We start from the raw sequence: 15,437 nt of genomic DNA, 5'->3' as shown, positions 1-15,437 counted from the left end.
TCCCTACTCTTGACACCTAACTATTGTTAACTCTCAATGGCAAATTGTCAATTTTCACCACCAATTACTACGTCTTTGATGCGTAAACTAGGGCTACCACAACCAACCGCTAAACCGTTTTGCCCTCCTTTACCACATCCTCCCGATTCATCCCAATAAAAATCATCCCCAATTGCTTCTATATTGGCAAGGGTTTTAAAGACATTTCCCGATAAAGTAACGTTTTTCACAGGTTCAGCTATTACACCATCTCGGATCATCCATGCTTCCCCTGCGGTGAAGGTAAACATCTCCCCATTTGTCATACCTCCTAACCAGTTTCCTGCATAAACCCCTTCTTTTATATTGCTGAATAAGTCTTTAACGGGGGTGTTACCTCTACCTATCCAAGTATTAGTCATTCTCACGATGGGAGGATAATGATAGTTTAAACAACGGGCATTACCAGTGGGTTTTTCCCCTAGTTTACCCGCCGTTTCTCTGGAATGTAAACGCCCCACTAATACCCCATCTTTGATTAATTGAGTTGTAGTAGCGCTTACACCTTCATCATCATAATAATAACTGCCTCGGTGTCCTTCTGGTTGCGCCCCGTCAAAAATTTGTAAAAATTCACCGCCGAATTTACGCCCCATTGTCATCACTTCCAGTAAGTCGGGGTTTTCATAAGCCATATCTGCTTCGGATAAATGTCCAAAGGCTTCATGAACAAACAATCCTGCTAAGATAGGGTCAATAACTACAGTATAAGTTCCTCCTTTGACGGTAGGCAAGTCTAAAGCATTAACTGCCCTTTTTGCGGCACTTTCTATCTGTTTATCAAGGTTGAGTAAGTCTTCAAAGCCTCTCCTTGTGCCTGTGGTTTCTCTCCCTGTTTGTACCAACTCCCCTCGTTTTGCAGTGGCACTAAAACGCATTTCACTGTCTATCCATGTTTGCTCAATTAACGTGCCTTCGGAGGTGGCTAAAACTACTTTTTGTTGACTGTCACTATATCTAACACTGGTGCTGGTAATATCTTCATGATAACTATTTAAGATGCGATCGCATCTTGCCACTAAATCCCGTTTTTCTGAGAGGTGGATCAGGCGTGGATTTGTTCCTTTTAAGGGCATTTGACAGCTTATTTGGATGGGTTCAACCTCTGCGAGGAGTGTTTCGTCATCACCAATCAATTGAGCGGCAGAAATGGCATCACTGATACAATCCGCTATCTGAGTTAAATCATTAAAAGTAGCAAAACCCCATCCCCCTTTATGACAAGCTCTAATTTGTCCTCCAATTGAAGTGCCTTCGCTAATATTTTCAATTTGCCCGTTACGCATTTTGATGTTACTTCCCTGAGATGACTCTAGGCGAATGGACAAAAAATCAACATTATCTTTATAAGAGTGAATTAATTGCGATAGGAATTGCGGATAGTCTTTTTCTTTCATGGAATGTAAATGGCAATAAAAATAGTTAAATTTAAACTTAAGCAGTGTAAGTAAGGACAAAGTGAAAGGGGCAAGAGGCAAAGGTAAATAATTGATAATTAATAACTCCGAACACCGAACCCCTAACCCAGAAATTTCCTATCTTAAGACTAAACTATTTATTACATAACCATACCACCATCAACATTAAATACTTGCCCTGTAATGTAAGAAGAAGCAGTGTCGGCGGCTAAAAAGCGAATCATTCCTGCGATTTCTTCTGGTTTACCGTAACGATTAAGAGGAATGGCTTTTAAAATTTCTTCGGCTTCTAATCCACTTGTCATATCCGTTTCAATGAATCCGGGGGCTACGGCATTAACGGTAACTCCCCGACTGGCAAATTCTTTGGCGAGGGTTTTGGTAAAACCGATAACTCCTGCTTTTGCGGCACTATAGTTAGCTTGTCCAGGATTACCCATTTGTCCTGCTACTGAAGATATATTGATAATTCTTCCACTTCTTTGTTTGAGCATGATTTTGCTAACAGCTTTACAACATAAAAAGACCCCTGTAAGGTTTAAATCAATTACTTTTTGCCAGTCTTCTAATTTCATTCGCAACATTAATGTATCACGAGTAATTCCTGCATTATTGACTAATATATCTATACGTCCCCATTTATCAGTAGTAGTTTTGATCATGGCTTCTACTTGCTCCAGTTGAGAAACATCGGCTTGAACTGCGATCGCATCTCCTCCAGCATCGATAATATCTTTAACTAATTCTTCTGCAGATTGACTACTGTTAGCATAATTAATCACCACTTTCGCTCCTTCTTCCGCTAGGGCGATGGCGGTTGCTTTTCCAATGCCTCTGGAAGCTCCCGTAACAATTGCCACTTGCTCTTTTAATTTTTGTAAGTTATCAGGTAACAATTTAACCATAAGACTTTTTAATTTTTTCCTTGAAAAGTTGCCTTGGATAGTTTACCCTAATTTAACTCTGGATTTATTGTAAAATTGAGATTGATCATTTTTAGTAAATAAATAGGTATAAAAATTTATGACTGCTTCTTTAGCTAATTTTCTTTGGAGTTTGGTTTGGGGTGCTGCGATCGTAGTTATTCCTGTTACTATTGGTTTAATTGTCGTTAGCCAAGCTGACAAAATCCGTTAATAATATAGTTTGATACTTCTGTTATCAATTTCTTTTCAGGGGGCATAACCATAAATTGCTCATAAGGTAAAACCCCCTGACAGTTTTTGAGAAAGATTAAAAATTAATGTCTGGTTATGACATGGTATTAAAGATAGACAGTGCAGAATCAGATAATCTGGTTAAGATAAAAGAAAACATAGCAGTTTTAGTTTGAACAATGGTTAATTTTGGTTTCAACTCCGCCAGTGTATTGGGTATCGTTTTGGCTTTAGCAGGGGCTGGATTGTATTTAATGCGTTCTGTTAGACCTGAAGTCTCTAGGGATCATGACATCTTTTTTGCCGCAGTTGGCTTACTTTGCGGTTTTATCTTATTCTTTCAAGGGTGGCGCTTAGATCCCATTTTGCAATTTAGTCAACTGTTACTTTCTGGCTCTGCTATCTTTTTTGCCGTTGAGAGTATTCGTTTAAGAGGAGCTACTTCCGAGAAAGTTAGAGGTTCAAGAGCTAACTCCTATGTAGAAGATGATCGCCCGGTTAATCGTCGTGTTTATCGTGCAGAGTTGGATCAAACAGATGCTTATGATGATTATTATGAGGAGGAGGAAATTCCTCGCCGTCGTTTGCAAGGTACAGCAGTAAGAAACCCTCGCCCTACAACCGGGTATGAAGAAGAAAACCCTCGCCCTCGTCGTCCTCGTCGTCCCTCTAGCGGTTATAATCAAGAACCTCCTACTCCCCGCAGTCGTAATACTACCAGAACTCGTCCTAGTCGTTCCAATTATGAAGATTGGCAAGAAACCCCTGACCATTGGGATGATGAATCTTCCTCTCCCCGTCAAGATTATTCTCGCCCTCGTAATGATAGAGGAGTAAGTCCTTCTACGGTCGCAAGACCAAAAAAACGTCGTCCGAAGTCTGCTGATGATATTGTTTCTAGCGTTGGCACTGAATATGTGGACTATCAACCCATTGAACCCGAACAATCTGACTATGATGATTCTCCCAAGGGCGATCGCCCCTCAAATCCTGATAATTTCGATTATTAATTTGGCTAAATTGGTCTAGTTTTGAAACAACTATTTCTGTTACTGCTTGTGTTTTCTGCTGTGAGTTTGAATGGGTGTACTTCCAGCAATGTTTCTTCTTTTTCCACGTCTCTTAACAGTCGCTATAATGATGAACAACCTGCCATTAGCGGTGATGGTCGTTGGTTGGCAATGGTTTCTAATCGTAATGGGCGCCGAGAAATTTTACTCTATGATTTACAGTTAAGAAATTTTGCCGATTTACCCGGTTTAAATATTGGTAATGCGATCAATGATAGTCCTAGCTTAAGTCGTACTGGACGTTACATTGCTTATATTTCTAGCATACAAGGCAGACCAGATATTTTTATTTATGATCGAGCAACAAAACAAACTCAGTTGGTAACTCAGGGTTATCGTAGTTGGTTAAGAAATCCTCGTATTAGTCCTGATGGTCGTTATATAGTTTTTGAAACTGCTAAACGAGGTCAATGGGATATTGAAGTTATTGATTTAGGTATTAGAACAGAACTCGATCGCCCTGATGGGGAGGTAGTACAATAAGCAGTTTATTTTAAGCTGTTTTCTTAATAGTCCTATTTTTTTTTGTAATATTTTGAGTTACGCTACTCTGGTAAAGGCTCCAATGGTGTTCCAAAAATTTTGTCCGTTAATTTGACGTACCAAGCCGCAGATTGTACTTGTATGATATAACCCATTGCGATAATTAACGCTATTTCTGAGCCTTTTTCTGAGCCGAATACGGTAATGGCAATGGCAAGAGCGATAGAAAGGTTACGCATTACTGTTCCATAAACGAGTGCGATCGCATCTTCACGGTTAAAGAAAAATTTACCGATAAGGGTACTTAAAAGGAAATTACCACCGTAAATAATTAACAAAGGAATAAAGAAGGATAACACTGTTAAAGGATTGCCAAGAATGGTTTTTGCTTTTAATGCCATAGCCACAAAAACAATGCCCAATACTCCAATAGTGGAAAAAACAGGGAATTTTTGCTTAAGGTTTTTATTATATTTATTTTCTCCTACGGTAGCGATGAGAATTTTCTTGGTGACAAATCCCAATATCATGGGCAGAAAGACAATGATAACTATTTGTTTGAAAACATCGACAAGGGGGATTTCCACCACTGCACCCATTAAAAATTTAGCATAAAGGGGAGTAGCTAACGAACCAGCAATTAAGCCAATCACCGTCATTTTAATCGCCGCATTGAGATTTCCTTTGGCAAAACCAGTCCAAGAAATAGTCATGCCACTGGTGGGAAGTAGAGAAGTTAGTAATAATCCTAATAATACTAAAGGACTGTCATGGAAAAATAATTTACCGATGCCAAAAGCAAAAAAAGGTACGATCGCAAAATTAATTAACTGAGTGACCGCTTGTAACTTAAAATCCCCTCCTGCAAAAACTTTGGCAATTTGTAAGTTAATCATCATGGGATAAACCATTAAAAAGGTGAGGGGTACGATTGTTACTTTAAGGAAACTAGCATCTAGTAAACCACCAAAAATAATCCCTGCGATCATAAACCCCGGTACTGACCATATCAGATTTTCTTTAAAAGTAGATAATATTTTCCACATGACCTTAATTTTTCCTTCATTAGTAAATTTATTTGTGTTGTTAATTAATTATTTTTTTCCTTTGACAGTGGGTAATCCTTCTTTTTGCCATGCCATCATTCCCCCTTCTATGTTGTAAACTTGGTTAAATTCAGTTTTGATGAGGGCTTCGGCGGCGATCGGACTTCGGTGAGCCGTTAAACAAATAAGTGCGATCGGTTCGTGGTAAGATAAATCTTTAAACCATTGGGGTAGAACCCAAGAGCGTAACCAAGAATTACTACCCATTAAAATTCGAGGCAAACTGAGATTAATAGCATCAGGAGAGCGAAACATTTTATATTCAAAACCACTGCGAACATCGATTAAAAGAGGTTTATCGGTTAATTGAATAAAATCTTGTGGCGAAAGGTTAATCATTTTTTTGTGAGAATTACTTAATTTGGTAATTGAGATATTTTTGTTTAAATAGAGTGTTGTGTGGGAAGCACTTAACCTGACACCCGATACCTGAAACCCTACACCTACTTCCATGACTCCAATTTTTTTGCTAACTCTAACTATGAGAAATTAACTGGAGTGACTTTAAACTTTCGATGACTCTTTGCATTTTTTCACTGGCATTGAGGGCAATTTCTTTGGCTTTAGGGCTGTGTATCGTTAAAAACATCATTAAGGGATCAACCGCCGACACCTCGATTCTGCCGTCTTCATGTTCCTGTACCACCACATTGCAAGGATAAAATAACCCTGCTTTATCGTCAGTTTGCAACATTTCATAGGCAATTAAGGCATGACAAGCCCCAAGAATTTTATATCTGCGAAAATTGACATCAATTTTTTTCTTTAAGGTTGCTTGAACATCAATTTCGTTCAGAACTCCCATTCCTTCTTGTTTAAGAGCCTCTGTTACTTGATCTATTGCTTCTTCAAAAGATGTATCTACAAATATGCTGAAGTTGTTCATGGATGTTATGTTTTATTTTCTGAAATTTGTGCAAGATGAAAATTTTTAGTTTCTCTATTCAATTATATAACTAAATAGTTATATAGTCAATATTTATTGTCTTTTTTTTTATTGTTGTTTGAGAGAGCAGGAAGTCTATTTTATTGTCAGGAATCAGCTTAAGGTTCAAACCCTTGATTTAAAGAGACTCTACTGTAAATTTTATGATTTTCTTGACGAATCCTGAAAAAATGCTATTATATAACTATATAGCTTGATAGTTGTATAGCTTTTAAAAATTAGATCTACAAATGAAAATCATCCATAAGAAATAACAAAAATGAAATAATTAAGAGGAATAAAGCAATGGCGAATGTTGTAGTTATAGGAGGAGGCTTAGGTGGATTACCAACGGCTTATGAGTTAAGGCATTATTTGCCTAAAGAACATACTGTAACTTTGATTTCTGATAAGGCTGAATTTACCTTTATCCCCGGATTGATAAGGGTGGCGTTGAATTTAAACTCCCTAGACCATATTCAATTAAACTTGAGTCAATTAACTCAAAGACACGGTATTAAATGGGTTTTGGGAAAGGTAACAGCACTTAATCCTAATACTCAGCAAATTACCGTAGAAGATGGACAAAAGATTTATTATGACTATCTGGCGATCGCAGTTGGATCATCTTTAGCCTTTGATGAAATACCTGGATTGGGACCCCATGGCGGTTATACTCAATCAGTTTGTACTCCTGAACACGCTCTAGAAGCGAAATCTGCTTGGTTGGAATTTTTGGAAAATCCGGGGGATTTGGTGGTGGGAGCGATGCCGGGGGCAGGATGTTTCGCACCAGCTTATGAGTTTGTCTTAATGGCGGATCAAGAATTACGTCGTCATGGCATCAGAGATAAAGTTAATATTTCCTATATCACTCCAGAACCATATATTGGTCATACAGGGGTGAGGGGATTAACCCATGCTCAAGAACTTTCAGAGGGTTTAATGGCGGAAAGAGGGATTAAAACTATTGTTAATGCTCAAATTGTCGATATACAAGCAGATAAAATTCTTTTGGCGGATGGTAGTCAGTTTCCTTTTAAATACTCTATGATTTTGCCTTCTCATGGTGGAGTTAAATTTCTTCGAGAAGCTCATGGATTAACCAATGAAAAGGGTTTTATTCCTGTTTTACCCTCTCAGAAACATCCAGATTATCCATCTATTTACGCTTTGGGAACTTGTGTTGATTTAAAACAACCAGAAAAAACTCTCCTTCCCATCGGCTTACCTAAAAGTGGACAAATGACAGAAGCAATGGGAGTCGCCGTTGCCCACAATATTGCTGTAGAATTAGGAGCGATTGATGCACCTTTGACTCAGCCTACCTTAGAAGCTCTTTGTTTTGCTGAGTATGGAAATACTGGCATTGCTTATATTGCCGCCCCTGTTTTACCTAATCCTGACACAGGAAAAAGACGATTTGCCTATGCTGTAAGAGGGCGTTGGGTGAATTGGGTTAAAGCCGCTTTTGAGGAATATTTCCTGTTAAAAATGCGCACTGGTTTAGGGATGCCGTGGTTTGAAAAGTTAGGACTGCGAGTGTTATTTGGTTTATCTATGTTGCAGTCTATCCCATTAAAAGACAAACATCAGTTAGGTAGCTCTACTTAATCAAACATCAAATCGGTTTTGTTTTAATGTCTGAATCACTATGATTATCCAGATTTTTCTTTCTTAATCAAACCATTGTTTGTTTATCTAAGTTGAACTACTTAAAAATAACAGTTAAACATGAGTTATTTTAACTTAATTAGACAAATTTACCAATTTATTATGAAAACTACCCTGGAAATCGATCGATTAGAAGAATTAGCAAACCGTTTTAAAATATTGAGCGATCCTAGTCGGTTACATATTATCCAAACTATTTGTACTAATGAATGTACGGTTACGGAGATATGCGATCGCACTCAATTAAATCAAGCCAATGTATCTAAACATTTACAATTCCTGAAAATAGCAGGAGTGGTAGCTTGTCGGCGAGAGGGTAATTGTCGTTATTACCGCATTATTGACGAGGATTTATTGGGATTATGCCAACAGGCGAACCAACAGTTAATCGAACAATCTTAAATTTATTTACACATTTTCACTACCTCGGAGGTGTTATCATGACCACTAAATTAATCACCCATTCTTTGAAAACTGGTGAATTAACCGCTTTAAGCAATATTAGCAGTATTAATGTCACTGGTCGTCAAGTATCCATTTTAGAAGATCAACCCCATCAAGGAGGCAAGGATTCTTCTACAATTCATCTCACTTTTGATGTCACCCATCCCCAAAAATTACCGAGTCTCTTATCTACGGCGGAAGAATTGGGTTTAATTATGACACGAGAAGATGCGATCGAAATGGGATTGTCCATTTTATCTATGGCAATGGAAGATAAAACCTCTGGGGAGGTGGAAAACATCAAACAAAGACTATCGGCTATGATTGAAGAATTGCACTAATTATTATCCTTCCTTGATTTGATAAAGGTTTCAGGTATCTGGTAGCAGGTTTCAGGTTTCAGGTTTAATATAAGGAATATTTTATGGCAATCAACAAAAATCCCTACCTTGAACAACTCAAAATTCCCTCTGGATACCTTAACATTATGGGTTATGTGGATGAATCAGAAGTAAATGGACCTGGATGTCGTGCGGTAATCTGGGTTCAGGGTTGTTTGCGAGAATGTGAAGGGTGTTTTAATACCGATTCTTGGTCTTTTGAAATTAATCAGTTAATATCTGTAGATGAATTAGTGGAAAAAATCCTTAGTAATCCTCGTCATGAGGGAGTTACTTTTTCGGGGGGAGAACCTTTTTGGCAAGGGGAGGCTTTAGCGGAAATTGCCCGTCAAGTCAAAGCTAAAGGATTAAATGTGATGTCTTTTACTGGATTCACTTTAGAACAACTTAAGTCAGAATCTGCACCTGTCGGCAGTCAAGATTTATTAAATCAACTAGATATTTTAATTGATGGTGCTTATATTCAATCTCAGGCAATTAATTCCCCCGATTCTCCCGTTTCCTCCCGCAATCAACGAGTTCATGTTTTTAATCCCGAATTAGAAGATAGAATTACTTGGGCAAGTGATCAAACGGAGATTCATATTTTCAAAGATGGTAGTCGTCTGATTACGGGATTTTGGGGAAAATTGAATTGAGTGATCAAATTACGCAAAAACATTAAATATGATTAATTATTTTAGGTATCACGTTTTTAGATGCGACAATATAAAAAGACCGATTATTTTTTTCTGTTGATGATGAAGCACAAGTTAATTCTTATACCCACTCTTTTATTAAGTTTATTAATTCCTAATTATTTTTTGTCAAATTCTCTTAATGCTCAAAATTCAGAAGATATTGAAGACATTATGGAGTCTGTTACTCCCGCCATTGGTGATACCAGTCAAAATTCTTTAGACTGGAATGGAGTTTATGAAGGAATTTTACCCTGTGCTAGTTGTGAAGGAATTAAAACTACTATTATTTTGAATCAAGATTTAACTTTTGTTCAACAAGTGCAGTACTTAGGAATTGACGAGAGAACATGGGAGAAAAAAGGAACATTTAAGTGGAATGAAGCAGGTAATCGTATTACTTTACAAGGGATTGAACAAGCCCCGAATCAATTCATTGTGGGGGAAAATATGTTAATTCAATTAGACATGAACGGCGATCGCATCTCAGGAGATTTAGCTGATAAATACATTCTAAACAAGGTAGCACAAGCATCCATGAATGAAGATTCCCTTACCGATATTCGTTGGCAATTAACGGAAATGATGGGTAAACCTGTCACAAAAAGTGAAAATCAAAGAGAACCCATTTTTCTCATTTTTAACTCGGAAGAAAATAGAGTGAACGGATTTGCAGGATGTAATAATTTTATGGGCGGTTTTGAAATAAAAGAAGGCAATCGTCTGATGTTAAAACAAATGGCATCAACCATGATGGCTTGTGAAAATATGGAAACAGAAATTAGTTTTTTGCGTACCTTAGAACAAGTTGATAATTACACCATTAAAGATGGAGTGCTAAGTTTAAATAAAGCCAAAATGAGTCCACTATTAATATTTAAAATGGCTCAATAGATTTCTTGTTGTTCCAATTAACAGATAAGAGCTAAGAAAATTGACTATTTCTCTATAGAAATTGATTTTAATTTTAGTTTTGCAAGAGATCTAATAACTTTTAACAATTTTATTTCTCAACAGTTCAGAGGTTTTGAGTTTTAAGTATGAAAGAAAAATTCTTTTAATCTCTAATATCTCAAACATCTCTACTTTTAAATAAATTCTAACTAAAGTAATATATAAAAGAATTTGTAGTTGAGGAATTTTATGTTGAAAAAAATATCTCGTTTTCTAAGTTTAATTTTCTTGGTGAGTCTTGCTAGTATTTTTGTTTTTAATGAAAGTATTGCCGCTCACGAAAAACCCTTGACAGATAGTCAAAAAATCTTAGCTCAAAACTCAGAAGCTGTAAATATCAGAATTATTCCTCTGAAAGATAATATTTATATGCTAACGGGAGAAGGCGGTAATATAGGACTTTCTGTTGGGGATGACGGAGTTTTAATGATTGATAGTCAATTCGCTTATCTATCGGACAAAATCAAAGATGAAATTAAGCTCATAAATAGAAGACCTATTAATTATTTAATCAATACTCATTATCATTTTGATCATGTTGGAGGTAATGAGAACTTTGCTAATGACGGAGCTCTAATTATTGCTCACGATAACACTTTTAAGCAGATGCAAAAAGATCATTCTTATCCTGTTTTAGGAATGGATGTCAAAGCATCTCCTGTTTCGGCACTCCCAAAAATTACTTTTAATGATGTGAGTAATTTTCATATTAATGGGAATCATATCAAGGCTTTTGCTGTACCACCTGCTCATACAAATAGTGATATTGTGATTCATTTTGCCAAAGAAAATATTATTCACACTGGAGATTTATTTTTTAATGGCTTTTATCCTTTTATTGACACGGAAGCAGGAGGATCTATTGATGGTATGATTTCTGCTATTGACCAAATTTTGGCGTTGTGTAGTGAGCAGACTATTATTATACCAGGCCATGGAGAAAGAGGCGATCGCACTTCTTTAATGAAATTTCAAGAGATGTTAAAAACAGTTAATGAAAGAGTAAAACAGAAAGTAGCTCAAAACATGACTTTAGATGATATTATCTCGGAAAAACCCCTTGCAGATTTAGATCAAGAATGGGGCGATGGTTTTCTAACTTCTGATCAATTTTTAACTATTGCCTATCAAGGTATTAAAAATTAACCTCAGTTAAGTTTAAGAATATCGGATAAGGGTTCGGAGTTCGGAGTTCGGGGTTCGGGGTTTTATAAAAGTAGGGGAGTGGGGAGTAGGGAGTAGGGAGAATTAAAAATTCGGAAATTTTCTAACATCTAACACCTGAAACCTGTCACCTTTTAATTATCAACTATTCACCCCAACACTATTCACCTTTGCCCAACGGCAGCCCTTTTCACCATCATTCATAGATGAAAGTTTATCCCGAACTCAGGTTAGGATAGGGAAAAAGGAGGAAGCTAATTCTTAATTTCCTCTTCCCTAAATTCTAATTAATTGTGATTAGGCTTTTACTTGTAAAGACTTGAGATATTCAGTATTTACCCCAGACTCTCTCACAAGGGCAACTTTTCCTGTTCGAGCAATTTCTTTAATACCAAATTTACTTAACATAGAAATAATTGCCACCATTTTACCCGGATCGCCTACCACCTCTAAAATAAGACTATCATCAGAAATATCTACTACCTTTGCTCTAAAAATCTGAACAATTTGTAAAACTTCACTACGATTACTGCTATTAGCACTGACTTTTACTAGCATTAACTCTCTTTCGACACAGGGAATTTTAGTAATATCAGTTACTTTAATGACGTTAATTAATTTATGTAATTGTTTTGTTAGTTGCTCAATGGTATCATCATCACCGGGGACAACCATTGTTATTCTTGAAATACCAGATTGTTCAGCAGGTCCTACTGCCAAACTTTCAATATTGAAACCCCTACGGGCAAATAAACCAGCAATTCTTGTTAAAACCCCTGCTTCATCTTCTACCAAAACTGAGATAGTATGCTTCATTGATGTTTAGATACTGAATGCGTTAACAATAATAAGGATTGAAAGAGAATTAATTGTAGATACGTTATGCGAAGTTTTATCTTAAACGCAGTCACCGAAGGTGCGGCTACGTTGATCGCACTGATAATATAAATAATTAATTCAACATCCCATTTTATCAAAATCAAGGACACCGAGCTAGGAATTTCTAAGAAGAATTACCTCAGTTAGACCCAAAAATATCTTAATTTAGGAAGGTTTCAGATTCAGAGTTTAATCTATTTCTGGCAAATTAATTAGTTAGTCAAAGAATTGAAAAATTTAGCTATGTTTAAGAGTTAATCAAAAATATTTAGAAAATGCTGTCTAGTTTAAATTCAAAGATTGATTAATAAATGTCAATAAAAAATCGAAAAAATGGAAATAACAAATACCTCACTCAAAGAAAAACTATCAACTCCTTTAAAAATCGGTTCAGTGCTTATTAACAGTCGAGTTTTACAATCCCCTCTTTCGGGAGTAACTGACTTAGTATTTCGCCGATTAGTCAGACGCTATGCCCCTGAGTCAATGACTTATACAGAGATGGTAAGTGCGACAGAAATTCACCACCTGCAACAATTACCCAGATTAATGGAAATTGACCCCCATGAGCAACCCATAAGTATTCAATTATTTGATTGTCGTCCTGATTTTATGGCAGAAGCCGCCCAAAAAGCTGTTCGAGAAGGAGCAAAAACCATTGATATAAATATGGGATGTCCAGTAAATAAGATTACCAAAAAAGGGGGAGGCTCTCGCTTACTCAGACAACCAGAAATTGCCGAAGCCATTGTTAAAGAAGTAAAACAAGCTGTAAATGTGCCTGTTACAGTGAAAACCCGTATTGGTTGGAATGATGATGAAATTAATATTCTTGATTTTGCTGAAAAAATGGAAACAGCAGGGGTTCAAATGATTACTATTCATGGACGTACCCGTGAGCAGGGTTATACTGGTAAAGCTAGATGGGATATAATTGCTCAGGTAAAGGAAAAATTGAGTATTCCTGTTATTGCCAACGGTGATATTTTTTCTGTAGAAGATGCCATTCGTTGTTTAGAAATAACTAATGCTGATGGTATCATGTGTTCTCGTGGCACTTTGGGTTATCCTTTTTTAGTAGGACAAATTGATTATTTTTTGAAAACGGGGCAATTATTACCTATTCCTTCTCTATTAGAACGTTTAGAATGTGCTAAAGAGCATTTAATTGGTTTATGGGAATATAAGGGCAAAAGGGGTATTTATCAGGCTCGAAAACATCTCACATGGTATTGTCAGGGGTTTAAAGGAGCGACAGAATTTAGAGATAAATGTACTCGCATTGATACTGTGGAAGAAGGGATTAATCTTTTACAAGATGCCATCACTAAAGTTACACCCAGTGCGATCGCACAAACAAAACTTTCTTTACACTAAAAATAAGGTATCAGGTGTTAGGAGATTGGAGTTTCAAGTGTCAGGTGTTAGGTTTCAGGTTTCAGAGTATTGGGGTGGTAGGGGTTGAATATATCCAATCCTTACGGAAAATTTCTTTTTTATCTTAACTTCTAACTCCTAACTCAAATGATTGCCTTTTCTCTCCCATAACTAGAAAATTTATCCTGAACCTAAAGTCAAATTAAGTTAATAATAAAGATGTCTTTTTAACAAATTGACTCAAGAAATTATTTTCTTTATTCTGCTCAAAAATTAGTTGTATTTTTTCTTTCACCTTACTAATATTTATGCTGTCATTAACGGTAAAGTCTGCTATTTCATAATATTCAATTAAACTCAAAGCACAAATGCGAGTTAGATAGGCGGCACTAATGCCTTGAATTAATCCCCCTGCAACAAAGGTTATCATGTTTGTTTTTAAAATAGCACTAATGGTTTGGCTAGAAATTTCTACAATGCCTAATTTAAGCATCACTTTAGCTAATGTTAAAGATATTTGTTGTGCTTGATTGAAAGATAGAGGATGTTGATAAATTTTACTTAAATCAACTATCATTTGAGCATTAATAGCGGCAGTTGCCAATAAATCTAAGCTCGAAACGGGATTAGCAAACGTAGCTGTTGCCGCAACCATTTGATATTTTTCAACTACTTTTAAACTTTTATTTTTTCTAATGGTGTTTAATTCTTCCCTTATCTGTTTTTCTATGTTAATTGCTTGTCTGTAAGTTGTGGACAATGTTAGTTTATCTAATTCTTTTTCTGTTAGTATTAAGAGGATTTCCGTAAGTTTTTCATGATCTGCATTAGATGTTTCTTCCCATTCTTTATAGGTATTATTTTCTTCATATCTTCTTACTTTGATAGTTTGTTTTTTACTAGATATAGGGATAATATATTTTTCTTCAATAACTGAATTAAGGGCTTTTTTAAGACTATTAAAAATCAGTTTTTTCTCTTCTTGTAAAGTGTAGTTAATATCATCAAAAGCTATAATTAAATTCTGTTGTTGGTTTTTACAGTAAGAAATTATTTCTTTTTGAGACTGGGTTAAATCTTCACTAATAATTAGTAGTAATAAGTCATAGTTTAAAACTAAGTTTGCTAAATTGTTAGCATTATTAATAGTTTCTAAAACGTCAGTTATTCCATGAAAATTAACCAGAGTTTTAACTTTTTTTTCTATATCTTGAGACAGAGTAAAAGAATTAGTATTTTGACTTAAATTTAAAATAGCAATGTTAATTTTATTCCGAGGGAATGACTGTTGGATAGCATTTAATTGTTGCTGGAAATCGCTAATTCTAATATTAACTTTAACGTCCTGATTATTTTCTTTATCTTCTATTTCATTTAATTCACAATTTAATACTTCTATCTGATTTTTTATAGATGCTATTTTAGCAGTTAAATCATTAATGGTAATGTCTAAAAAATTAAGCTGATTAACTGATTTTTTCTGACCAATTTGTTGTAAGAAATAAGATAAACCACCAAGACAAATTAAGCTAAAAATACTGACATTACCGATTTCATCCCAATAATTAGTTAATTTTTGTCCTATCCATAATAGAAAGGAAAGGCTAATGCCTGCAACTAAAATCGGTTTTTTGATTAAAATATTCATAATTTCTAGCTATTAATAAAT

General features: G+C 35.7%; 17 protein-coding genes. 10 read left to right on the top strand and 7 right to left on the bottom strand.

The genetic code is table 11. From position 1 onward, the window contains the following. Nucleotides 1-47: 47 nt before the first annotated feature. Together Dongsha4_RS01000 and fabG are read right to left on the bottom strand one after the other, a co-directional pair. Entirely contained in the window at nt 48-1,436 is a 1,389-nt protein-coding gene (locus Dongsha4_RS01000) for a TldD/PmbA family protein (protein WP_330203940.1), read from the bottom strand. A gap of 161 nt (nt 1,437-1,597) precedes the next feature. Then, nucleotides 1,598-2,362 (bottom strand): 3-oxoacyl-[acyl-carrier-protein] reductase, encoded by a 765-nt coding sequence (gene fabG / locus Dongsha4_RS00995; protein WP_330203939.1) that lies wholly within the window; start codon nt 2,360-2,362, stop codon nt 1,598-1,600. Nucleotides 2,363-2,480: 118 nt separating this feature from the next. Here fabG and psbX point away from each other — a divergent pair, with 118 nt between their 5' ends. The 3 genes from psbX to Dongsha4_RS00980 all read left to right on the top strand — a co-directional run bounded on the left by psbX (nt 2,481) and on the right by Dongsha4_RS00980 (nt 4,167). Continuing rightward, nucleotides 2,481-2,594, top strand: coding sequence for a photosystem II reaction center X protein (gene psbX / locus Dongsha4_RS00990; protein WP_015219398.1), 114 nt, complete (start codon nt 2,481-2,483; stop codon nt 2,592-2,594). Nucleotides 2,595-2,793: 199 nt separating this feature from the next. Beyond that, complete coding sequence (locus Dongsha4_RS00985) at nt 2,794-3,624, top strand: Ycf66 family protein (protein ID WP_330203938.1); 831 nt, start codon at nt 2,794-2,796, stop codon at nt 3,622-3,624. A 48-nt stretch (nt 3,625-3,672) separates the two neighbouring features. After that, on the top strand, nt 3,673-4,167 hold the full coding sequence (locus Dongsha4_RS00980; RefSeq protein WP_330203937.1) for a biopolymer transporter Tol: 495 nt from the start codon (nt 3,673-3,675) through the stop codon (nt 4,165-4,167). A gap of 62 nt (nt 4,168-4,229) precedes the next feature. On the opposite strand, the gene Dongsha4_RS00975 is transcribed toward Dongsha4_RS00980, so the two are convergent. From Dongsha4_RS00975 to Dongsha4_RS00965, 3 genes are read right to left on the bottom strand one after another with little or no spacing between them, the layout of a single operon-like run. Further along, nucleotides 4,230-5,213 carry an arsenic resistance protein gene (locus Dongsha4_RS00975; RefSeq protein ID WP_330203936.1) on the bottom strand — a complete coding sequence of 328 codons (984 nt, stop codon included), beginning with the start codon at nt 5,211-5,213 and terminating at the stop codon, nt 4,230-4,232. A 48-nt stretch (nt 5,214-5,261) separates the two neighbouring features. Further along, nucleotides 5,262-5,726: a rhodanese-like domain-containing protein gene (locus Dongsha4_RS00970; RefSeq protein ID WP_330203935.1), complete on the bottom strand. Its 465-nt coding sequence runs from the start codon at nt 5,724-5,726 to the stop codon at nt 5,262-5,264. 22 nt (nt 5,727-5,748) lie between these two features. Further along, nucleotides 5,749-6,159, bottom strand: coding sequence for a DUF302 domain-containing protein (locus Dongsha4_RS00965; RefSeq protein ID WP_330203934.1), 411 nt, complete (start codon nt 6,157-6,159; stop codon nt 5,749-5,751). A gap of 345 nt (nt 6,160-6,504) precedes the next feature. Between Dongsha4_RS00965 and Dongsha4_RS00960 the strand changes: the two genes are divergently transcribed. From Dongsha4_RS00960 to Dongsha4_RS00935, 6 genes are all read left to right on the top strand, one after another. After that, nucleotides 6,505-7,812 carry an NAD(P)/FAD-dependent oxidoreductase gene (locus Dongsha4_RS00960; protein ID WP_330203933.1) on the top strand — a complete coding sequence of 436 codons (1,308 nt, stop codon included), beginning with the start codon at nt 6,505-6,507 and terminating at the stop codon, nt 7,810-7,812. Nucleotides 7,813-7,974: 162 nt separating this feature from the next. After that, complete coding sequence (locus Dongsha4_RS00955) at nt 7,975-8,274, top strand: metalloregulator ArsR/SmtB family transcription factor (RefSeq protein ID WP_330203932.1); 300 nt, start codon at nt 7,975-7,977, stop codon at nt 8,272-8,274. Between the two features lie 38 nt (nt 8,275-8,312). Then, the gene (locus Dongsha4_RS00950; RefSeq protein WP_330203931.1) at nt 8,313-8,657 is read left to right on the top strand and encodes a hypothetical protein; all 345 of its coding nucleotides are present in this window, start codon (nt 8,313-8,315) and stop codon (nt 8,655-8,657) included. Between the two features lie 83 nt (nt 8,658-8,740). Then, a complete protein-coding gene (locus tag Dongsha4_RS00945; RefSeq protein WP_330203930.1) occupies nt 8,741-9,355 on the top strand; it encodes a 4Fe-4S single cluster domain-containing protein in 615 nt (204 codons plus the stop codon). 165 nt (nt 9,356-9,520) lie between these two features. After that, nucleotides 9,521-10,288, top strand: a complete 768-nt coding sequence (locus Dongsha4_RS00940; protein WP_330203929.1) for a copper resistance protein NlpE N-terminal domain-containing protein — start codon at nt 9,521-9,523, stop codon at nt 10,286-10,288. A gap of 249 nt (nt 10,289-10,537) precedes the next feature. Next, complete coding sequence (locus tag Dongsha4_RS00935; RefSeq protein WP_330203928.1) at nt 10,538-11,494, top strand: MBL fold metallo-hydrolase; 957 nt, start codon at nt 10,538-10,540, stop codon at nt 11,492-11,494. Between the two features lie 315 nt (nt 11,495-11,809). Here the strand turns inward: Dongsha4_RS00935 and ilvN are convergent, their stop codons facing one another. Next, complete coding sequence (gene ilvN / locus Dongsha4_RS00930) at nt 11,810-12,328, bottom strand: acetolactate synthase small subunit (protein WP_330203927.1); 519 nt, start codon at nt 12,326-12,328, stop codon at nt 11,810-11,812. Between the two features lie 396 nt (nt 12,329-12,724). Between ilvN and dusB the strand changes: the two genes are divergently transcribed. Continuing rightward, nucleotides 12,725-13,768: a tRNA dihydrouridine synthase DusB gene (gene dusB / locus Dongsha4_RS00925; protein WP_330203926.1), complete on the top strand. Its 1,044-nt coding sequence runs from the start codon at nt 12,725-12,727 to the stop codon at nt 13,766-13,768. Between the two features lie 202 nt (nt 13,769-13,970). Here dusB and Dongsha4_RS00920 read toward each other — a convergent pair whose 3' ends face one another. After that, nucleotides 13,971-15,416, bottom strand: coding sequence for a YcjF family protein (locus Dongsha4_RS00920; RefSeq protein ID WP_330203925.1), 1,446 nt, complete (start codon nt 15,414-15,416; stop codon nt 13,971-13,973). Nucleotides 15,417-15,437 lie beyond the last annotated feature (21 nt).

This window comes from Cyanobacterium sp. Dongsha4, assembly GCF_036345015.1.
In the GTDB taxonomy this organism is placed as follows: domain Bacteria; phylum Cyanobacteriota; class Cyanobacteriia; order Cyanobacteriales; family Cyanobacteriaceae; genus PCC-10605.
The sequence above is the reverse complement of the archived record's forward strand: the minus strand, read 5'-3'. Positions and strand labels throughout refer to the sequence as shown.